15 protein-coding genes are annotated in these 17993 nt (G+C 54.3%); 11 read left to right on the top strand and 4 right to left on the bottom strand.

Translation table 11 applies throughout. The features are described 5' to 3' along the window. Positions 1 to 265: 265 nt before the first annotated feature. Both IEY53_RS06550 and IEY53_RS06555 read right to left on the bottom strand, forming a co-directional pair. Positions 266 to 2269, bottom strand: a complete 2004-nt coding sequence (locus tag IEY53_RS06550; RefSeq protein ID WP_229696024.1) for an LTA synthase family protein — start codon at positions 2267 to 2269, stop codon at positions 266 to 268. A gap of 115 nt (positions 2270 to 2384) precedes the next feature. Further along, positions 2385 to 3524 carry a THUMP domain-containing class I SAM-dependent RNA methyltransferase gene (locus IEY53_RS06555; protein ID WP_189023196.1) on the bottom strand — a complete coding sequence of 380 codons (1140 nt, stop codon included), beginning with the start codon at positions 3522 to 3524 and terminating at the stop codon, positions 2385 to 2387. 135 nt (positions 3525 to 3659) lie between these two features. Here IEY53_RS06555 and IEY53_RS06560 point away from each other — a divergent pair, with 135 nt between their 5' ends. Beyond that, complete coding sequence (locus IEY53_RS06560) at positions 3660 to 4301, top strand: O-methyltransferase (protein ID WP_189023198.1); 642 nt, start codon at positions 3660 to 3662, stop codon at positions 4299 to 4301. Positions 4302 to 4307: 6 nt separating this feature from the next. Here IEY53_RS06560 and IEY53_RS06565 read toward each other — a convergent pair whose 3' ends face one another. Further along, positions 4308 to 5528: an MFS transporter gene (locus IEY53_RS06565; protein WP_189023200.1), complete on the bottom strand. Its 1221-nt coding sequence runs from the start codon at positions 5526 to 5528 to the stop codon at positions 4308 to 4310. Positions 5529 to 5756: 228 nt separating this feature from the next. Here IEY53_RS06565 and hemE point away from each other — a divergent pair, with 228 nt between their 5' ends. The 9 genes from hemE to IEY53_RS06610 all read left to right on the top strand — a co-directional run bounded on the left by hemE (position 5757) and on the right by IEY53_RS06610 (position 16206). Next, positions 5757 to 6803 carry a uroporphyrinogen decarboxylase gene (gene hemE, locus IEY53_RS06570; protein ID WP_189023202.1) on the top strand — a complete coding sequence of 349 codons (1047 nt, stop codon included), beginning with the start codon at positions 5757 to 5759 and terminating at the stop codon, positions 6801 to 6803. A gap of 14 nt (positions 6804 to 6817) precedes the next feature. Continuing rightward, on the top strand, positions 6818 to 7774 hold the full coding sequence (hemH, locus tag IEY53_RS06575; protein WP_189023204.1) for a ferrochelatase: 957 nt from the start codon (positions 6818 to 6820) through the stop codon (positions 7772 to 7774). Beyond that, positions 7771 to 9222 carry a protoporphyrinogen oxidase gene (gene hemG, locus IEY53_RS06580; RefSeq protein ID WP_189023206.1) on the top strand — a complete coding sequence of 484 codons (1452 nt, stop codon included), beginning with the start codon at positions 7771 to 7773 and terminating at the stop codon, positions 9220 to 9222. Before hemH ends, hemG begins: the two co-directional genes overlap by 4 nt. A 606-nt stretch (positions 9223 to 9828) precedes the next feature. Then, positions 9829 to 11238 (top strand): CapA family protein, encoded by a 1410-nt coding sequence (locus IEY53_RS06585; protein ID WP_189023208.1) that lies wholly within the window; start codon positions 9829 to 9831, stop codon positions 11236 to 11238. A gap of 104 nt (positions 11239 to 11342) precedes the next feature. After that, positions 11343 to 12074 carry a glycerophosphodiester phosphodiesterase gene (locus IEY53_RS06590; RefSeq protein WP_189023734.1) on the top strand — a complete coding sequence of 244 codons (732 nt, stop codon included), beginning with the start codon at positions 11343 to 11345 and terminating at the stop codon, positions 12072 to 12074. 44 nt (positions 12075 to 12118) lie between these two features. Continuing rightward, a complete protein-coding gene (locus tag IEY53_RS06595) occupies positions 12119 to 12742 on the top strand; it encodes a fumarylacetoacetate hydrolase family protein (RefSeq protein ID WP_189023210.1) in 624 nt (207 codons plus the stop codon). A gap of 39 nt (positions 12743 to 12781) precedes the next feature. Then, positions 12782 to 13585 (top strand): DUF92 domain-containing protein, encoded by an 804-nt coding sequence (locus tag IEY53_RS06600; RefSeq protein WP_189023735.1) that lies wholly within the window; start codon positions 12782 to 12784, stop codon positions 13583 to 13585. A 71-nt stretch (positions 13586 to 13656) separates the two neighbouring features. Continuing rightward, entirely contained in the window at positions 13657 to 14241 is a 585-nt protein-coding gene (locus IEY53_RS06605) for a TetR/AcrR family transcriptional regulator (RefSeq protein WP_189023212.1), read from the top strand. 42 nt (positions 14242 to 14283) lie between these two features. Then, a complete protein-coding gene (locus IEY53_RS06610; protein ID WP_189023214.1) occupies positions 14284 to 16206 on the top strand; it encodes an ABC-F family ATP-binding cassette domain-containing protein in 1923 nt (640 codons plus the stop codon). A 355-nt stretch (positions 16207 to 16561) separates the two neighbouring features. Here IEY53_RS06610 and IEY53_RS06615 read toward each other — a convergent pair whose 3' ends face one another. Then, on the bottom strand, positions 16562 to 17260 hold the full coding sequence (locus IEY53_RS06615) for an ArsR/SmtB family transcription factor (protein ID WP_189023216.1): 699 nt from the start codon (positions 17258 to 17260) through the stop codon (positions 16562 to 16564). 95 nt (positions 17261 to 17355) lie between these two features. Between IEY53_RS06615 and IEY53_RS06620 the strand changes: the two genes are divergently transcribed. Next, positions 17356 to 17979, top strand: coding sequence for a flavin reductase family protein (locus IEY53_RS06620; protein WP_189023218.1), 624 nt, complete (start codon positions 17356 to 17358; stop codon positions 17977 to 17979). The last annotated feature ends 14 nt before the right edge of the window (positions 17980 to 17993 follow it).

Here is a 17993-nt window from a genome sequence, read left to right on the forward strand (position 1 = left end):
TGAGTTGTACTTTCCGTGTCCACCTCTTAGTCTAAATCACAGAAGCCGCTAAATGATCCAATCACCCCCGATGTGTGCTAGAAATTATGAAATAGGGGCTCCTGAGTCCGTAGAAACAGACAAAACCTTTCGTTTCGTCAAATAAGGACCGCTGAGTCCGCAGGCTTGCCAAGGCCGATGGGTTACGACTTGTTTCCGAGGGTCGAGCCAACCGCTGGGTTAAAGAGTTTGAGTAGTAGAGAACTATAACTATACAGAACGTCCGCTATTTACCGGCTGCCCTATTGCTTCTGAGCACCCGGATCGCGTCATATTTCATAATATTATCCGAAATTTGCAGCCGCGTCTGGCTCTCCTCGAACCCGGTACGGCATAATGTTGTGTCCACACTTTCCCGCGAGCTCAGACTATAGCAGGTGCCGCTGGCGAATTGACCGTCTTCCCCCGGCAGATAGGTGAGGTTGGGGTCCGCAAATGCGCCGCTCCGCAAGGTTACAAGCCGCTCCGCCCCGCTGAACAGGTCATTGCCCATCAGATAATAGGGAGAGCGGGGAATTCCGAGCAGATGGAGCAGGGAAGGCGTAAGGTCCAATTGACCTGCCGGATTGGCATCGGTTACCGGGGCGGAACCTCCGGGCAGATGGATAAGCAGCGGGACCTGATGCATGATTTGCTGCATATCGAGCGGGGAGAGTTTTTTGTCGAGAAACTGCTCGTAATAGGTTGTCTCCGCAATCGAATTATCATGATCACCATAAAATGCGAGAATGGTATTGTCCCATAACCCGTGCCGCTTCATCTCTTCTACCAGTTCCCCAAGCGCCGCATCCGTATAATGGACCGCTTGGAGGTAATTACCGAATATCGTTCCGTCGAAATCTCCGGTGTCCAGCTCCTGCGCCTCGGAAGGCAGCAAATACGGGTGATGGCTCGACAGTGTGGTCAGGAAGGCATAGAAGGGCTTTGGAATGTTATCCTCCTCATCCATGATGTCCAGGGACTGGCGGAGAAAGGATTTATCGCCCAGCGACCAGCCAAGCGGTTCGTCGAGGTCGAAATCTTTTTTACTGTAAAAATGATCGTAGCCCATCTCCGTATACATAATCTGCCGGTTCCAGAAGCTGCCCTCGTATGCATGGAAGGCATTAGCGCTGTAGCCGCGCTCCTTCAGGATCGCCGGGAGCATGTCAAATTGATTGCCCGGATAACGCACAAAGACAGAACCTGAAACCAGCGGATAAAGTGACCCATTGGAGGCCATGTCTGCATCGGAGGTCCGTCCCTGCGAGGTCTGATGATAAAAGCTGCTGAAATAATAGCTGTCTTTCAGGAGTGCATTCAGATTCGGCGTAATCTCCTGTCCGCCCACCGAACGGCCCACGACAAAATTCATAAATGCTTCCGCCTGAATAACGATGACATTGCTGCCGCTGTAGCGCCCGAAGCTCTCGTTCTCCGCGCTTTGTGCCGCACTCTGGCGGCTGAACCAGCTCTGCATCTCCGCAGCTTCCTGCATGGTCAGCTTTGGCTGCGGACCCAGGTGATCCTTGGCGTATTGATAGAGGTCGTAGCCGTGAAACCCAATTAACCCGGTCACATTGTACATCGCCAGACTCCACCAGTTGCCGGTGAACAGTTCCCGTGCCCACGTAGTGGCGTAAGAATGAATCGGGCCGAAGGTCAGGAGGCCTCCCAGCATCAGCGCTGTAATCCCGCTCGCGGTCCGCCGGAGGATTCCTGCCGCACGGGAGCTTGGGGGCGAAGGTTGAACGGGATGCAGCGTTTGGACCGGAAGGCTGCGCCGATACATGGAGCGCAGAATTGCGTATACGATCAGCAGCAGCCAGTCGCTGGCCAAATACAGATCGGTAAGCTTCAGCAGCGCAAATACACTGTCCCCCAACGCATCCATTTGTCCCGCCTGCAGCAGCACAGGAATGGTGAGGAAATCTGTGAAGTAGCGGTAATAGACGATATCCGCATAGATCAACAGGGTAAGCAGAATGTTCAGGCAGATCAAAGCCAAGGTCTGGCCCCGGCGGGGCAGCCAAAACGTCCAAAAGGACAGCAGCATGACGGAGCCTAGGGCAATCAGCTGGTCCATGCCGTTCATATCAATATTGGGGGCATGCAGCCCGTTGTGCAGAAAAACCAGTTTGGCGAATATCACGCCAAGGAACAGGAGATAACCGCAATAGCGGGAGCGCAGAACGGCAGCGAGCCTACGGGTGGCTGCAGAGCCGCTTGTGGAAACAGAGTCACTAGACACTTTAGAACCTCCTTGCTGCATGGATAAGGTAACGGTAAAAAAACGGACACCCTCCCTGATAGAGAGCGGATGTCCGCTGGATATAGAAGTTCACTCTTTAGACTGAGAAGCTTGCTTATTGCGGATTTCGCGGCGGCAAAGGGCCCAGGTATTGATAATACTGGCACTCAATCCGCCCGTTATAGAGCTTGCGGCGCTTGTCTGCTTTGCGGCCATAGAATTGCTCGAATTCCTTGTAGGGACTGATGGCAAAAAAGGACCATGTCGGCAGATACAGCATCATCTCTCCGAATTGCCGGGTCAGCTTCTCGACTTCCTTGTCGCTGCTGATCCGTTCGCCGTATGGGGGATTGGTGATGATACAGCCGTATTCGCCTTGCGGTCTGGCTTTGGCCGCCGCAATGACGTTGAAGGTGATCTCGCCGGACAGCCCGGCACTTTTGGCGGCGGCTTCGGCAATTTCAATGGCGGCCGGATCAATATCGCTCCCGGTCAGCTGCAGCGGGTAATCGTCGCGCACCGCGTCAAAGGCTTCTTCGCGTGCCTCTTCCCATAGGCGCTGGGGAATAACCGGCCAATGCTCGGACGGGAACGAACGGCGCAGCCCGGGTGCGATGTTCCAGGCGATCATGGCAGCTTCGATCAGAATGGTGCCCGAACCGCAACACGGATCATAAAGCGGCCGGTGGCCGTTCCAGCGGCTGAGCTGCAGCAGCGCGGCCGCCATCGTCTCTTTGATCGGCGCTTCGGTAGCCTGTCTGCGGTAGCCGCGTTTGTGCAGCGCGGGTCCTGTAGTATCGAGTGTGATCAAGGCGATATCGTTCAACAGGATCATTTCGATCACATACCGCGGGCCGTCTTCCCGGAACCAGTCCGTATGATAAGATTGCTTGAGCTTCTCTACGACGGCTTTTTTGACAATGCCCTGACAGGCCGGTACGCTGGTCAGCTGAGATTTGTGCGAACGTCCTTCAACAGGGAATTCCCCGTGCTCCGGAATCCAGTCCTCCCAGGCGATGGCTTTGACACCTTCGAATAATTCATCAAAGGTTTTGGCCGGGAACTGGCCCATCTTGACCAGCACGCGGTCCGACGTGCGCAGCCACAGATTGCAGCGGCAGATATCGATATAATCCCCGCTGAACAATACCCGTCCATTTTCGGTTGTGGTCTCATAACCCAGTTCATTTAATTCACGAGCTACAACAGCTTCCAGGCCCATGGGGGCAGTAGCGATTAATTGTAATTTTCCCAAAATGCTCTCAACTCCATTTAACTTGTAGATAAACACAAAAAGCCAGTACAATTAAGTATAGGGGAATGCGGAGGACTACACAATGACCGCCCTCCTTAATATGCCCCTTATGCCAAGGATTAAAGGAGAATATCTATGCTTGACCAGAACCAGAACCAGGAACAATACAGTGAACAACTTTATACAGAAGATGAGCTGTTGCTTAAGGTAACCCGAAAGATCGCCGAAAGCGGCATGCCCGAAGTCTCCATCGCTCCGGGCTACGGCAGACTGCTTACCCTGCTAGTCAGCTTGTCCCGCTCCTCGCGCATTCTGGAGATCGGTGCGCTGGGCGGCTACAGCGGCATCTGTCTGTGCCGCGGCATGGCTCCGGGCGGCAAGCTGATGTCGCTTGAGCTGAAGGCGGAATATGCCGGGCTGGCGGGCCGCCATTTGGAGCTGGCCGGCTATGGCGATGCCGTTGAATACAAGATTGGGCCTGCGCTTGACAGCCTCCGGGCACTGGAAGCAGAGGGCAGAAGCTTTGATTTCTTCTTTATTGATGCAGACAAAGAGAATTATCCGAATTACCTTGAATACGCGATTAAGCTGGCCAGTCCGGGCGCAGTGATTGCCGGTGATAATATCTTTCTGCGCGGCCGGACCCTGAACCGGGAGAAGAACGGACCAGCCGTTCAGGCAATGCGCCGTTTTAATGAAATGATTGCCACGGATGAGCGCCTGACCAGTACCCTGCTGCCTGCCTATGACGGCTTGGCCCTGGCGGTTGTCAAGTAACCCTGTTTAGCGGAACCAGCGCGGCTCCGTGCGTTTATACAGCTTGAGCCGCACCCAGACGGTATTGATGAGCAGGAAACCGCCGGAGAGAATAAACAAACCTTCAATCCCGATATAACCGGACAGAACACCGCCGATAATGGCGCCAAGCATATTCCCGAGAGCCAGCGTGCTGCTGTTGAAGCCGAACGCGCGGCTCTCCTTGCCGTCCGGGGTATAAGAACGGATCAGTGCATTCACACTGGGCAGCAGGCCGCCCATGAAGACTCCCATCAGGAACCGCACGACAATCAGCTGCCAGACGCTGGTGACGAAAGCCTGCGGGATGAGAAAGACGGCGGCCCCAATCAGGGCGAAGGTCAAAATGCGATGGGCTCCGATTTTGTCACTTAGCTTGCCGAGGACCGGGGAGGCGATCATGTTGGAAATGCCGGTGACGGCGCTCACCATCCCGGCCCAAAAAGCGATGTTCACGGCCGAACCGTGCAGCTTCTCCACATAAATCGGCAGCAGCGTCATCGGACTGATCATGGCAAACTGCAGCAAAAACGTTACGCCGAACAGGGCGGGCAGCTGGGGCACCTTGATCAATTCCCGCAGGCCTGCCAGCACGGAGGCCTGCGGCACATGCGCGGCTTCTTCGCGGTCGAATTTCTCCTTGACGAGAAACAAAGCGAGCAGCGAAGCGATGAACAGCAGTGCACCTACGACGTAAAAAATGGGACGGAAGCCGATCCAGTCGGCGAGCAGGCCTCCGATCAGCGGGCCCAGGATAGTGCCGGCCACCGAACCCGACTGCATCAGTCCCATGGCGAATCCCATGCGCGGTTTGGGGGTCGTGCCGGATATCAAGGCGATGGAAGCCGGGTTGAAGCCGGAGATGGTCCCGTTCAGCAGGCGGAGCAGCAGCAGCTGCCAAGGCGTCTGGGCAAAGCCCATCAGCAGAATAACAATGGCCATGCCGAAACTTGAGCGCAGCAGCATGATTTTGCGTCCGTATTTGTCGGAGAGCTTGCCCCAGAGCGGCTGAAACAGAAATGAAGTCATGAAATTTGCGGCAAAAATAAGACCGGCCCAGATTCCGATCGCATGCTCGCCCTGAACACCAAGATCCTTGGCCAGGTAAAGCGAGAGGAACGGAGTAATCATTGTCATTCCGGCATTGACCAGAAATTGGCCGAACCAAAGCACCATGAGGTTGACTTTCCAAGTCTCCCATTTCTTCAAAGTGCTTTCACTTCCTTTCAGAGAATTCAATAAATCCAGAGTTCGCTAAAAAACGACATTCTATCAGTATATCATAAATTGTGGAAGCGGCGGTGCAACACTTGTCATAGTAATGTCATAGGATTGTCATTCCCTAACCTTGTAAGCGGTTGTTACCGCGTTTTAAAAAGGGCATAATAAGTAGTATGTGTGTTCAAATCCAATATAAAATCTAATGGAGACCTTATGATGACCTACAATGACACTTTTATCCGCGCCTGCCGCAAGCAGGACACGGAGCACGTTCCCGTATGGTACATGCGGCAGGCCGGCCGTTATGATCCCGAGTATCGTAAAATCAAAGAAAAGTATTCCCTGCTCGAAATTTGCAAGCAGCCTGAGCTGGCTGCCGAAGTCACTTTGATGCCGGTACGCAAGCTGGGTGTGGATGCGGCCATCCTGTATTCGGATATTATGAATCCCGTGGCGTCCATCGGCGTTAAGTTTGACATTGTGAAGAACATCGGACCGGTGATTGAGAATCCGATCCGCTCGGCAGCCGATGTGGAACGGCTGAAGCCGATTGATATTGAAGGCGATCTCAGCCACATTCTGGAGACCATCGCCATTCTTGACAAGGAGCTGGAGGTGCCGCTGATTACTTTTGCGGGAGCGCCTTTTACCATCGCCAGTTATTTGATTGAGGGCAGGCCGTCCAAAGGGTATATCCGCACCAAAGAAATGATGTACAGCGAACCCCGTGTGTGGGAGATGCTGATGGACAAGCTGGGCGATATGGTGATCGCCTACCTGCGCAGCCATGTGAAGAGTGGAGGCAAGGCCTTCCAGCTGTTCGACAGCTGGGTGGGCGCACTTGCGCCGCAGGATTTTGAGCGGTATGTGCTGCCTACGGTTACGCGTATTTTTGCCGAGTTGTCCGATCTCGATGTGCCCAAAATTTATTTCCCGGGTGTCAGCTCGGGGGAATTGCTGCCAAGCCTCACGAAACTTCAGGCCGATGTAATCGGACTGGACTGGCGTGTCAGCCTGGCGGAAGGCCGGCGCAGACTGGGGGGCGGCTTCGCCGTCCAAGGCAATCTGGACCCGTATTTGCTGACTGCACCGATGGATCTGCTGAAGGAACGGGCCAAGCAGCTGATTGATGAAGGGATTCAGGAGCCCGGATACGTGTTCAATTTGGGGCATGGATTATTTCCGGAGGCTTCGCTGGACAAGCTAAGGGAACTCACGGAGTATATTCACGAATATTCGCGAGCCGCATTACAGAAATCGTAAAGGGGATGGAATCCGTGGCAACAAAAATTGGTGTATTGGTCATGTCGTACGGCACTCCTGAAAGCCTGGATGGAGTAGAGGCTTATTATACCCATATTCGGCACGGCAACGCGCCGACTGCAGAACAGCTGCAACAGCTGAAGGACCGTTATGAAGCAATTGTTGGCGGGGTGTTTCCGCTGCGCGAGAATACGGACCGTCAGGTGGCAGCTCTGCAGGCTGCACTGAACAGCGGTTCTGCGCAGAAGGATGTGGAATTTGTCTGCTACCAGGGGCTGAAGCATGCCCATCCCTTTATTGAAGATGGTGTGGAAGCTATGGCCAGAGACGGAATTACCCAAGCGGTAGGCATTGTACTTGCGCCTCATTACTCGGTGATGAGTGTGGGAACCTACATCAAACGCGCACAGGCCAAAGCCGAGGAATGCCAGGTGGGAATGGGCTTTGTAGAAAGCTACCACCTGCATCCGCAGCTGATTGATGTGCTGAGCCGCAGAGTATCCGCGAGACTGGATCAGTTCGAGGAGGCTGGAGCTGTCCGGGACGAAGTGCGTGTATTATTCAGCGCACACAGTCTGCCGGTACGAATCCTGTCCATGGGGGATCCTTACCGTGACCAACTGCTGCAGACCTCCGAAGCAGTTGCACAAGCAGCGGGTGTGGCCTCTTGGCAGTTCACCTGGCAAAGCGCAGGCCGCACAGCCGAGCCATGGCTCGGTCCCGATGTGCTGGACACGCTGCGGGAGCTAAGCCATGAACAGGTGAAATATGTCCTGGTGGCCCCTGTCGGTTTTGTCTCCGATCATTTGGAGGTATTGTATGATCTTGATATCGAGGCCCAGGCTGTCGCCGGTGAGCTGGATCTGCGTCTGATGCGGATCGAATCGCTGAATAGTGATCCTGCATATATGGCAGTTTTAAGCGATGTCGTGCGTACGAAGGTGGAACAAATGAAGGTGAGCCAGTCATGACCCGGACTTCCCGCAGGGTTGTCATTATCGGCGGAGGCCTTAGCGGTCTCAGCGCCGCTTTTTATGTGCGCAAGTATTATAAGCTGGCGGGTGTGACTGCAGATATAGTGATTGTAGAAAAGGACAAGGCGCTTGGCGGCAAGATAGAGACCCTGCATCGTGACGGTTTTGTGATCGAGAAGGGGCCCGACTCCTTTCTGGCCCGCAAGACGGCAATGAGTGATCTGGCCAAGGAGCTTGAGCTGGATCATGAACTGGTGACGACCAATCCGAATGCCAAGAAGACATACATATTGCAGCGGGACAAACTTCATCCGATGCCTGCCGGACTCGTGCTTGGCATTCCGACGGAGCTGAAGCCGTTCCTGAAGAGCGGACTGGTCTCTTTTGGGGGCAAAATGCGGGCAATGATGGATTTTGTGCTTCCGCCGCGACGCAGCACCGAGGACGAATCCCTGGGCGACCTGATTGAACGGCGGCTGGGGCCGGAAGTGCTGGAGAATATGACCGAGCCGCTGCTGGCCGGGATTTATGCCGGTGATATGCGCAAAATCAGCCTCCAGGCCACGTTCCCGCAGTTTGGCGAAGTGGAGCGGCAGTATGGCAGCCTGATCCGCGGCATGACCACGGGCCGGAAGCCGGTGGAGACGCATACGGGGACCAAGAAAAGTGCATTTCTGACCTTCCGCAAAGGATTGCAGAGCCTTGTGCATGGTCTGATTCATGAGCTGCATGATGTGGAGCAGCGGACGGAGGCGGCAGCGGTATCCATTGCCGCACTGAAGCCGGGGTCATCTGGCGGAAATGCGCTGGAGCGGGGGACTTCCCGTTACGAGGTGGAGCTGGACAATAGGGAGCGGCTGGCGGCGGATGATATCTATGTTACTACGCCGAACTTTGCCGCAGCCGAGCTGCTTCGGCCCCATGTGGATGTTGCGGCGCTGGATGCTGTGAATTATGTTTCTGTGGCAAATGTTGTGCTGGCCTTCCCGAAGCGGGAGATCAACACCGAATATGACGGCTCCGGGTTCCTGGTGCCGCGCAAAGAGGGCCGGAATATTACGGCCTGCACCTGGACCTCGACCAAATGGCTGCATACCAGCCCGGACGACAAGGTGCTTTTGCGCTGTTATGTTGGCCGTGCCGGAGATGAACAGAACGTACAGCTCCCGGACGACGCTTTGGAGGAGCTTGTACGCAAGGATCTGCGGGAGATCATGGGCATTACCGCCAAACCTCTGTTCACAGAGATTACGCGTCTGACCCACTCCATGCCGCAGTATCCTGTCGGCCATCCGGCGGCTATCGCCCGGCTGCGCGGCGCGCTTGAGCAAGTGCTGCCGGGGGTCTATGCCTTCGGAGCAGGCTACGATGGCATCGGCATGCCCGACTGCATCAAACAGGCGAAGCTGATCGCGGAAAAGGCTGCCGGGAATCTGGCGGAATAGCCTGGGATAGTGGATAGTTCAGCAACCATCAACCATCCATCCATAGCTGAGACTTAAGTCGGCTTTGGGGAGATCAACGGTGAGGCGGAGTAGTCGCCTCGCCTTTTTTTATGGCAAGCTGCTCCAAGCACCGGTACACCACACTACAAGCTGCTCTAAGCACCAGTACATCACACTATAAGCTGCTCCAAGCACCGGTACATCACAACTATAAGCTGCTCCAAGCACCAGTACACCACTCTACAAGATGCTTCAAGCACCAGTACACCACACTACAAGCTGGGACTGTGCGCCGTTTGGCTGCATTTTGTGCATCAGACTGCGAGTAAGCCGGGCCGATTTTTGATTTGGATGCATTTTATGCATTGGGAACAGCGGTAAAGAGTGATAAACGGCCGATTTCTGAGTTTCTACTGCACGAAATACATCAGAATGCCGTTTTGGGACATTCATGAGCGATTCTACTGCACAAAATACATCAGACTAGGCTTTCAGCCAGCACGTAATGAATCTGAACCCGTCTCAGCCGTCTCTCCTATTTGTAGAGACAAGTGTCAGATATGCTATAATAGAGACAATTTTAGGACAAAGGAGAACACAGCGCTTATGTATCCGCCGCGATCTAGTTCCAGACAGAAGAACAGCAAATCCCGCAAGCGCCGTCGCCGAACGGTCTGGGCCTGGACCAATGCCTGCCTGCTTTTGCTGATAACCGGCCTATTAACCTATTATTTTGTAAGTGAGAATGGCGGCCAAAGTGCAGCCCCTCCTCCGGCAACGCAGCTCTCGCCTACGCCTGAACCGGGCGGCGGACAGGAAGCCGTGCCTGCACCTGTTCCCACGTCTGAACCGGCAACACCGACTCCTGCGGCAGAGCCGGTTCCTACGGTAATCCCTGAAGCCACTCTGGCTCCATCCGCGGATGTTGAGCCGGAAGAAGTGCCGACGCCGGAGCCGACTCCCGAGCCAACTCCCGAAGCGACGGCCGAACCGGAGACGAAGGGAAACAGCGAACAAACTACTGAGCCCGACGAGATTGCCGGACTTCCTGAAGCAGGGAGCGGGCAGACGGTGAAGCTGAATTTCGGCGGGGATACCATTTTTTCCGGCAAAGCAGGTGAATTGCTGAAGAAGGAAGGATATGCCTATTCATATGCGGGTCTGGATGGATTGTTTAAGCAGGATGACCTGACTGTACTGAATCTGGAAACACCGATCACGACCGGCGGAACCGGTGCGGCCAATAAGCAGTTTGTGTTCAAAGGCCCGCCGGAGGCACTTGCCGCGCTGAAGAATGCAGGTGTGGATGCAGTCAACCTTGCTAATAACCATACGCTGGACCAAGGCGAGGAAGGGCTGAGAGATACGCTGAAGCACCTGGAAGACAAAGGGATCTCCTATGTGGGTGCGGGTCTGAACAGCAAGGAAGCTTATTCCGCGCAATATTTTGAACGGAACGGGATCAAGATCGCCTTGCTTGGCTTCACCCGGGTCATGCCTGAGATGAAATGGCAGGCCGGTGCGGACAGTCCGGGACTGGCCTCCGTGTATGACAGTGCGGAAGGGCTAAAGGCGATTGCCGACGCCAAGAACAAAGCAGATCTGGTGGTCGTCATGGTTCACTGGGGCCGGGAGCGGGTGGAGCAATATGACACTACACAGCAGACGCTGGGGCACAGCTTCATTGATGCCGGGGCGGATCTTGTGATCGGCGGTCATCCCCATGTACTGCAGGGCATCGAGCCTTATAAAGACAAATGGATAGCCTATAGTACCGGTAATTTTATATTCACAAGATCGGCAACGGCGAAGACGTGGGAAACTGCGGTTTTCCAGGCCGAATGTAGTAGTAAAGGCCAGTGCTCGATGAAGCTTTTACCGATGGATGCGGAGCTGGCCCAGCCTGTGCCCATGAATGATGTTGCCGGGCAGCTGCTGTTCAAGCGGATAGAATCCATATCGGGCGGTCTTGTGAAGATCGGCAATGATGGTAAGGTTAAGCAGTCCAGACGTTAATCTCCCGGTCAAGCGGAAACTTTGGAACAATAGGGGCGGCGGGCGATAGCGTTATTCCCCGCTTCATTGGAGGAGACATTACATGTGCTGGGAGGTTCCTTATGATGAAGAACTTGTGCGTAGCCCATCGGGGTTATTCCGGCAAGGCTCCCGAGAATACACTTGCCGCAGTGCGGATGGCGCTTGCCCTGCCATTTGTACGCTGGATGGAAATTGATGTGCAGCTTAGCAAAGACGGGGTTCCTGTCGTTATTCATGACTTCAGCCTGGACCGCACAACCAATGGCCACGGAAAAGTCAAACATATGGACTGGGAGCATATCAGGCGACTGGATGCGGGAAGCTGGAAGGGGCGTGCTTTTCGGGGAGAAAAGGTGCCTTCGCTGGATGAAGTGCTCACCCTTGCTTCCGGCAAGCTGCGCCTGAACATTGAACTGAAGACCACGGGCGATATGTATCCCGGCCTGGAGCGGGCCGTCATGGACTTGATCTCCGCAAAAGGTATGCAAGGCGAAGTGGTGCTGACTTCATTCGATGCCGCAGTCCTGCAAAGGATCAAGGAGCTGGACCCCAGGTTCCGCACCGGACTGATCTATGATTCCCGGCAGGGTGATCCGGCACAGAAGGTGCATGAACTGAATTGTTCCTTCTTGTCGATCAGTTCCGCGCGGCTTAATCCCAAGCTGGCTGGGCTGCTGGCCGAACGGGGCATTCAAATAATGGCCTGGACCGTGAACAAAGCCAAGGAAATGCGCCGTCTCGCGGACATGCATTCTGATATAATGATCTGTACCAACCGTCCCGATGTGTGGGGCGATACGTTTTTGAAGATATGATCTGATTCTACTCCAAATCGACGGGAAAGAGAGCTGAATGTCTGATGTGCGCTGCTGTTAATAACCTGTACTGCGTTGGACGTAACTACAAACAACATGCGGAGGAGCTGGGGAACAAGGTCCCCGTGGAGCCACTGATCTTTCTGAAGCCTTCACATGCGGCGGTGTCCCTTGATAAAGCCATCATCCATCTTCCCAAAGATGCCGGCCTGATCCACTATGAAGGTGAGCTGGTGCTGCGGATCGCGCGTGATTATGTGCCCGGAATGAGTGTGGAGGAGCTGGTTGACGTGATGGCGCTGGGTCTGGATTTTACACTGCGGGATGTGCACAATGATCTGCAGAAAAAAGGCCTGCCCTGGACCGCCGCCAAAGGCTTTAAGAATTCCGCCCCATTAACGCCCTATATGGCGTTCCCTGACCAGGAAGAGCTGGAGAGCACCGATTTTACAGTAGTCAAAAATGGGGTTGAAGTGCAGCGCGGAAATGTGCAGAATATGATATTTTCACTGCAAAAGATCATAGACTTTATCGCTGCGCGTTATGGGCTGGGTAAAGATGATGTTATATTTACAGGAACTCCGGCAGGCGTCGGCCCCACCGTTCCAGGTGACTCGTTCGAGCTGTACTGGGGCGACAAGCTGATGGGCACCTGCCTGATTGGTTAAAAAGAGCGCACAGAACGCTAACCGGGAGTTGAAGGAATGCTGCAATGGATTATCGGCGCCAGCGGCGCCATACTTGTCTCTGGAGCGGCTTATTGGAAACGGTCGTTAAGTCTCTCCGGCATGCTGGCGGCAATCGCCATGGGTACGATTTATTTTGGTGCCGGCAATGCATTTTGGTTCGGTATATTGCTAATGTTTTTTATCACCTCCAGCCTGCTTTCGAAGCTCCGTCATGATAACAAGGCAGAGCTGGAGAAGACGTATGCCAAGACAGGCCGCCGTGACGCCGGGCAGGTGTTTGCCAACGGCGGACTCGGCATGCTGCTGGTGCTGCTGTATGCCATTTATCCGCTGGAGCTATGGATTTTTGGGTTCATCGGGGTAATGGCTACCGTCACCTCGGATACTTGGGCTACGGAGATTGGCACACTCAGCCGGAAACCGCCGCGTTCCGTGCTGACCGGCAAAGTGCTTCAAGCGGGAGCTTCGGGAGGCGTGTCCCTGCCGGGTACGCTTGCCGCTGCAGCCGGAGGCCTCCTGATCGGGGCCTCCTCCTGGCTGCTTATGGCATTGTCCGGCATGTCCGGACATGCCTTATGGCTGCTGTCGCTGGCGGGACTGCTGGGCGGTCTGGCGGGTGCTTTTGCCGACTCCATCCTCGGAGCTACGGTGCAGCGGATGAATCGCTGTGCCGTCTGCGGGCGTGAAGTGGAGGGTGAACAGCACTGCGGCAAACCAGCCGTGTATGGGCGGGGCTGGCACTGGATGAGCAATGACGCGGTGAATGCGGTCAGCTCGATTCTCGGTGGCGGTGTTGCCTTGCTGGTGAACATACTGGGGTAATACAATGCAAATAGACTTGGGATTCAGGTTTCATATTAAGCCATATGGTGGCACAGTAAGGGGGTGAACCGATGAGCAGTGTATCCAATCCAAAACATACAGCTATCCTGGATGCCGCGTATGCGCTCTTCGGTTCAGGTGGTTTTTACGAAACGAAGATGTCGGAAGTTGCAGAAAAGGCGGGTATTGCCAAGGGGACCGTCTATTTATATTTCAAGAGCAAGGAAGACCTGTTCATGGCGGTGACGCGCCGGGACTGTGAAGGGTTCCTGCAGCAGCTTGAAGTCAAGCTGGGAGCAGAGAACAGTCTGCCCGGCAAGCTGTCGGTTATTGCGAAGCATCACCTGTTTTATTATTATGAGCGGAAGCAGCATACCAAGCTTTTTTTCAGGGCACCGAACAACAACCCGGAGCTGGTTGCGTATATGGCGCTTTTTATGGAGCAATATATGCAGGCAGTAGTGAAAGTGCTGGTGGAAGGCGGTGCGGTAGAACCGGAACTGATGGCGAAATCCTATATTGGGATGCTGGACCGGCTCAAAATGGACATTTTATTCGATCCGCAATTTGCCGAGGCCGATGCACACAAGCGGGCTCAATTTGTTGCCGACCTGTTTATAGGCGGGGCTATAGGGAATATAAATCCCGCAGAATAGATTTTTTTATTGGAAAAATACAAGGCAAGTGAGGATACCCGCATGAATATTATGACCGTGGAACATCTGTCCAAAAGTTACGGGGAGAAAACACTGTTCCGTGAGGCTTCCTTCGGGATGGATGACCGGGACAAGATTGGCGTTATTGGCGTGAATGGTACAGGAAAGTCAACTTTCCTGAAGATTATAGCGGGTCTGGATACGCCCGATGAAGGAAATATTGCCATTGGCAATGATGTAAGGGTGCAATATCTGGCGCAGAATCCGCCATATGACCCAACCTATACGGTGCTGCAGCAGGTTTTTGCCGGAGATGATCCGGAGCTTGCCACCATGCGTGAATATATGGAAACGCTGGCCTTGCTGGAGAGCACGCCGGGCAATGTGGAGCTGGAAGCCAGACTGGTACGGATTGGGCAGGTAATCGACGCTCAGGGCACGTGGCAGCTGGAAAGTGAAGCCAAAACCGTACTGACCAAACTTGGCATTACCCAGTTCGACGCTTTGATGGACACGCTCTCGGGTGGACAACGCAAACGTGTAGCTTTGGCGGCCGCATTGATTACCCCGTCGGAGCTGCTTATCCTGGATGAGCCTACTAACCATATCGATACGGATTCAGTGGCCTGGCTGGAGCAATATTTGCAAAAACGGCGCGGAGCGCTGCTGATGGTTACGCATGATCGCTACTTTCTGGAACGGGTGGCGAGCGTGATGCTGGAGCTGGATGGCGGGCGTCTGTTCCGTTATGAGGCAAACTATTCCCGTTTCCTGGAGCTAAAGGCCGACCGGGAAGAACGCGAAGCTTCTGCGGAGCAGAAGCGCAAAAATCTGCTGCGCACCGAGCTGGCCTGGATCCGCCGGGGTGCCAAAGCGCGGACCACCAAGCAAAAAGCCCGAATTGACCGCTTCGAGAAACTGAAGGAAAGCCAGGGCAGCACTTCCGGTGGTTCCCTGGATATCTCCGTTGCTTCAACCCGGCTGGGACGAAAAATCATCGAGATCCAGGACCTGTACAAAGTACTTGACGGACGTGAGCTGATTAAAGATTTAACCTATATCGCTGTCCCGCAGGATCGGGTAGGCATTGTCGGACCTAACGGCAGCGGGAAGTCAACGTTGCTTAACCTCATAGCCGGCAGGCTCCAGCCTGACGGCGGAGAAGTACAGCTGGGTGCCACCGTTAAGCTGGGCTACTTCACGCAGGAGCATCAGGATATGGATGACAGCATGCGGGCCATTGAGTACGTGAAGGAAGAGGCGGAGGTTATCAAGACCGCCGATGGCAGCGTGATTACGGCAGGCCAAATGCTGGAGCGTTTTCTCTTTCCGCCTGCAATGCAGTGGACGCCGATCTCCAAGCTGTCCGGGGGGGAGAAAAGACGTCTCTATCTGCTGCGTGTGCTGATGGGAGCGCCCAATGTGCTGCTGCTGGATGAGCCGACCAATGACCTGGATATCGGCACGCTTGCGGTGCTGGAGGACTATCTGGATGAGTTCCCTGGTGTTGTCTTTACCGTATCCCATGACCGCTATTTTCTCGACCGTACTATGGATAAAATCATTGCCTTTGAGAACGGCAAGATTCGTCTTCATGTCGGTGATTACAGTGAATATGAGGAATGGCTGGCCAAAAATGTGCCAGCCGGCAGCACCGCGGGCAAGGAGAGCGTGAAGCAGAGCCCTGCCGCAGAGACCGGCCGGCCGGCCGCTGTTAAGGAGAAGCTCAAGTTTACTTTCAAGGAGCAGAAGGAATATGAGAGTATCGATGAGCAAATCGAGCAGGCTGAACAGTATCTGGTAGACATCAGTGCGGGAATGGAAGCGGCATTTGCCGATTCCGGCAAACTGCAGGAGCTGGTGGAGCAGCAGCGTCAGGGCGAAGCTGAGCTGGAACGCCTGATGGAGCGCTGGACCTATCTGAACGAGCTGGCTGAGAAGATTGCGGCATCAGGCAAGGGATAAATGAGGCGAATGCGGCGGGCCAATAACGCTGCCAAGCCGGAGGCGACAAGGATCAAACAAGCGGACACCGGAAATGAGGTGTCCGCTTGTTTGTGCTGCTTATGTTCTGTAGGTGCAACAACGGAGGGGGAGCTGTGATCCCCAGGGGTTTAGTGGTACTACGGAACGAAAGGCAAAAATGCCTTAGAATGTGCCAAAGTGGGCCGGATTGGTGTGAATGTAAGGCAAAAATGCCTTAGAATATGCCAAAGTGAGCCGGATTGGTGCGAACGAAAGGCAAAAATGCCTTAGGATTCGCCGGCAGCGCGTGCCACGCCCGAATGTAAGGCACCGTTTCAGAGGAGATTAGAGGAGCTTACTCCTTCTCCTGAAACGACATAGGGAACACGGCGGCGAGTCCCGTAACTCCCGCAGGCGTGACCTTCACTGCCCGTGTCTGTGGCTGACGGGTTACCCAGCCGCGTTCCAGCAGGTTGTCCAGCACAGCGGCTCCGAGCGCACCGGCCAGATGGTAGCGTCGTTCGCTCCAGTCGAGGCACCTCGGCGCGAATGCCCGGCGTTTTCGGCGTGCCTGACTAAGGTCAATGCCGAAATCCTCCAGCGCACCGGTGCCTTGCTCTGTTACCGTGTAGGTGCTGTCATTTTCAGCAATCCAGCCCTGCTGAAGCAAGGCAGCGGTCAGCTGTACGCCAAAAGCTCCGGCCAGATGATCGTAACAGGTGCGGGCTGAGCGCATGGCCTGATCCTGAACAGACTGCCGGAACGATTTAATCTCCATTGGAGGAGATATCGTCAGCAAAAGCTCAAGCACCTGAGCAATCTCGGGACTGGCGATGCTGTAATAACGGTGTCTGCCTTGTTTATGCATGGAGACCACTCCGGCCTCGGCCATTTTTTGTAAATGAAAGCTGGCAGTCTGGGGTTTGACTCCGGCCATATAAGCCAGATCACCGGCGGGGTGGTGTCTTCCATCCATAAGCGCAGTCAGCATGCTTGCTCTGGAGGGTTCACTGACCAGGGAGGCAACCTTGGCTACTGCAGTCTGGGCCTGCATATACATCTCTCCTCTATGTAATCCATATTTCGATACGAATTGTAATATCTATATATTACACTATAGAGGAATTAATGTGCAGAGGAGAATGGAGCATGCAGGATAGAAGTGAGAGAGAGAATAGAACCGTAGCCATAACCCCCAAAATACTCTACTACGGCACAACTGTAGTGCTGCTGACTACATTAAATGAGGATGAAACGGTGAATATCAGTCCGATTTCATCGTCCTGGGCGCTTGGAGATCATATCGTTCTCGGACTTGGAGCCGGAGGCAAAGCACTGGAGAATTTGCAGCGTCATCCTGAATGTGTAATTAATCTGCCTGAAGCGGCACAGTGGAAGCAGGTCGAAAGGTTAGCTTCACTGACAGGAAAAAATCCCGTTCCAACCAGCAAGCAAGATGCAGGATTTAAGTATGTTAAGGATAAATTTGCCTATGCCGGCTTTACGAGAACCGCCTCAGTCCAGGTACAGCCGTCTCGGATTACAGAATGTCCAATCCAGATTGAGGCAAGGGTCAAGCATATTCGCATTCCCGGAGATGCCCCGCATTTTGCCATAGTTGAGACGTTGAGCGCGCAGGTTCATGTCAAAAGTGAGCTGGTGCTCGGCGATCATCACATCAATCCGGCAAGCTGGAATCCGCTTATTTATAATTTCCGGCATTACTTCGGCTTGGGCGAAGAACAGGGGAAATCCTTCCGCTCGGAGACTTGAATCCACCACGAGAA

This window comes from Paenibacillus albidus (assembly GCF_014644435.1).
GTDB classification, from domain to species: domain Bacteria; phylum Bacillota; class Bacilli; order Paenibacillales; family Paenibacillaceae; genus Paenibacillus_AQ; species Paenibacillus_AQ albidus.

Bases quoted from the DNA above. Each gene is read 5' to 3' on its own strand.
- hemE (WP_189023202.1), top strand. From the start codon at position 5,757: ATGACCTACAATGACACTTTTATCCGCGCCTGCCGCAAGCAGGACACG.
- IEY53_RS06610 (WP_189023214.1), top strand. From the start codon at position 14,284: ATGAATATTATGACCGTGGAACATCTGTCCAAAAGTTACGGGGAGAAA.
- IEY53_RS06560 (WP_189023198.1), top strand. From the start codon at position 3,660: ATGCTTGACCAGAACCAGAACCAGGAACAATACAGTGAACAACTTTAT.
- IEY53_RS06605 (WP_189023212.1), top strand. From the start codon at position 13,657: ATGAGCAGTGTATCCAATCCAAAACATACAGCTATCCTGGATGCCGCG.
- IEY53_RS06615 (WP_189023216.1), bottom strand. From the start codon at position 17,260: ATGCAGGCCCAGACTGCAGTAGCCAAGGTTGCCTCCCTGGTCAGTGAA.
- hemG (WP_189023206.1), top strand. From the start codon at position 7,771: ATGACCCGGACTTCCCGCAGGGTTGTCATTATCGGCGGAGGCCTTAGC.
- IEY53_RS06595 (WP_189023210.1), top strand. From the start codon at position 12,119: ATGTGCGCTGCTGTTAATAACCTGTACTGCGTTGGACGTAACTACAAA.
- IEY53_RS06620 (WP_189023218.1), top strand. From the start codon at position 17,356: ATGCAGGATAGAAGTGAGAGAGAGAATAGAACCGTAGCCATAACCCCC.
- IEY53_RS06590 (WP_189023734.1), top strand. From the start codon at position 11,343: ATGAAGAACTTGTGCGTAGCCCATCGGGGTTATTCCGGCAAGGCTCCC.
- IEY53_RS06585 (WP_189023208.1), top strand. From the start codon at position 9,829: ATGTATCCGCCGCGATCTAGTTCCAGACAGAAGAACAGCAAATCCCGC.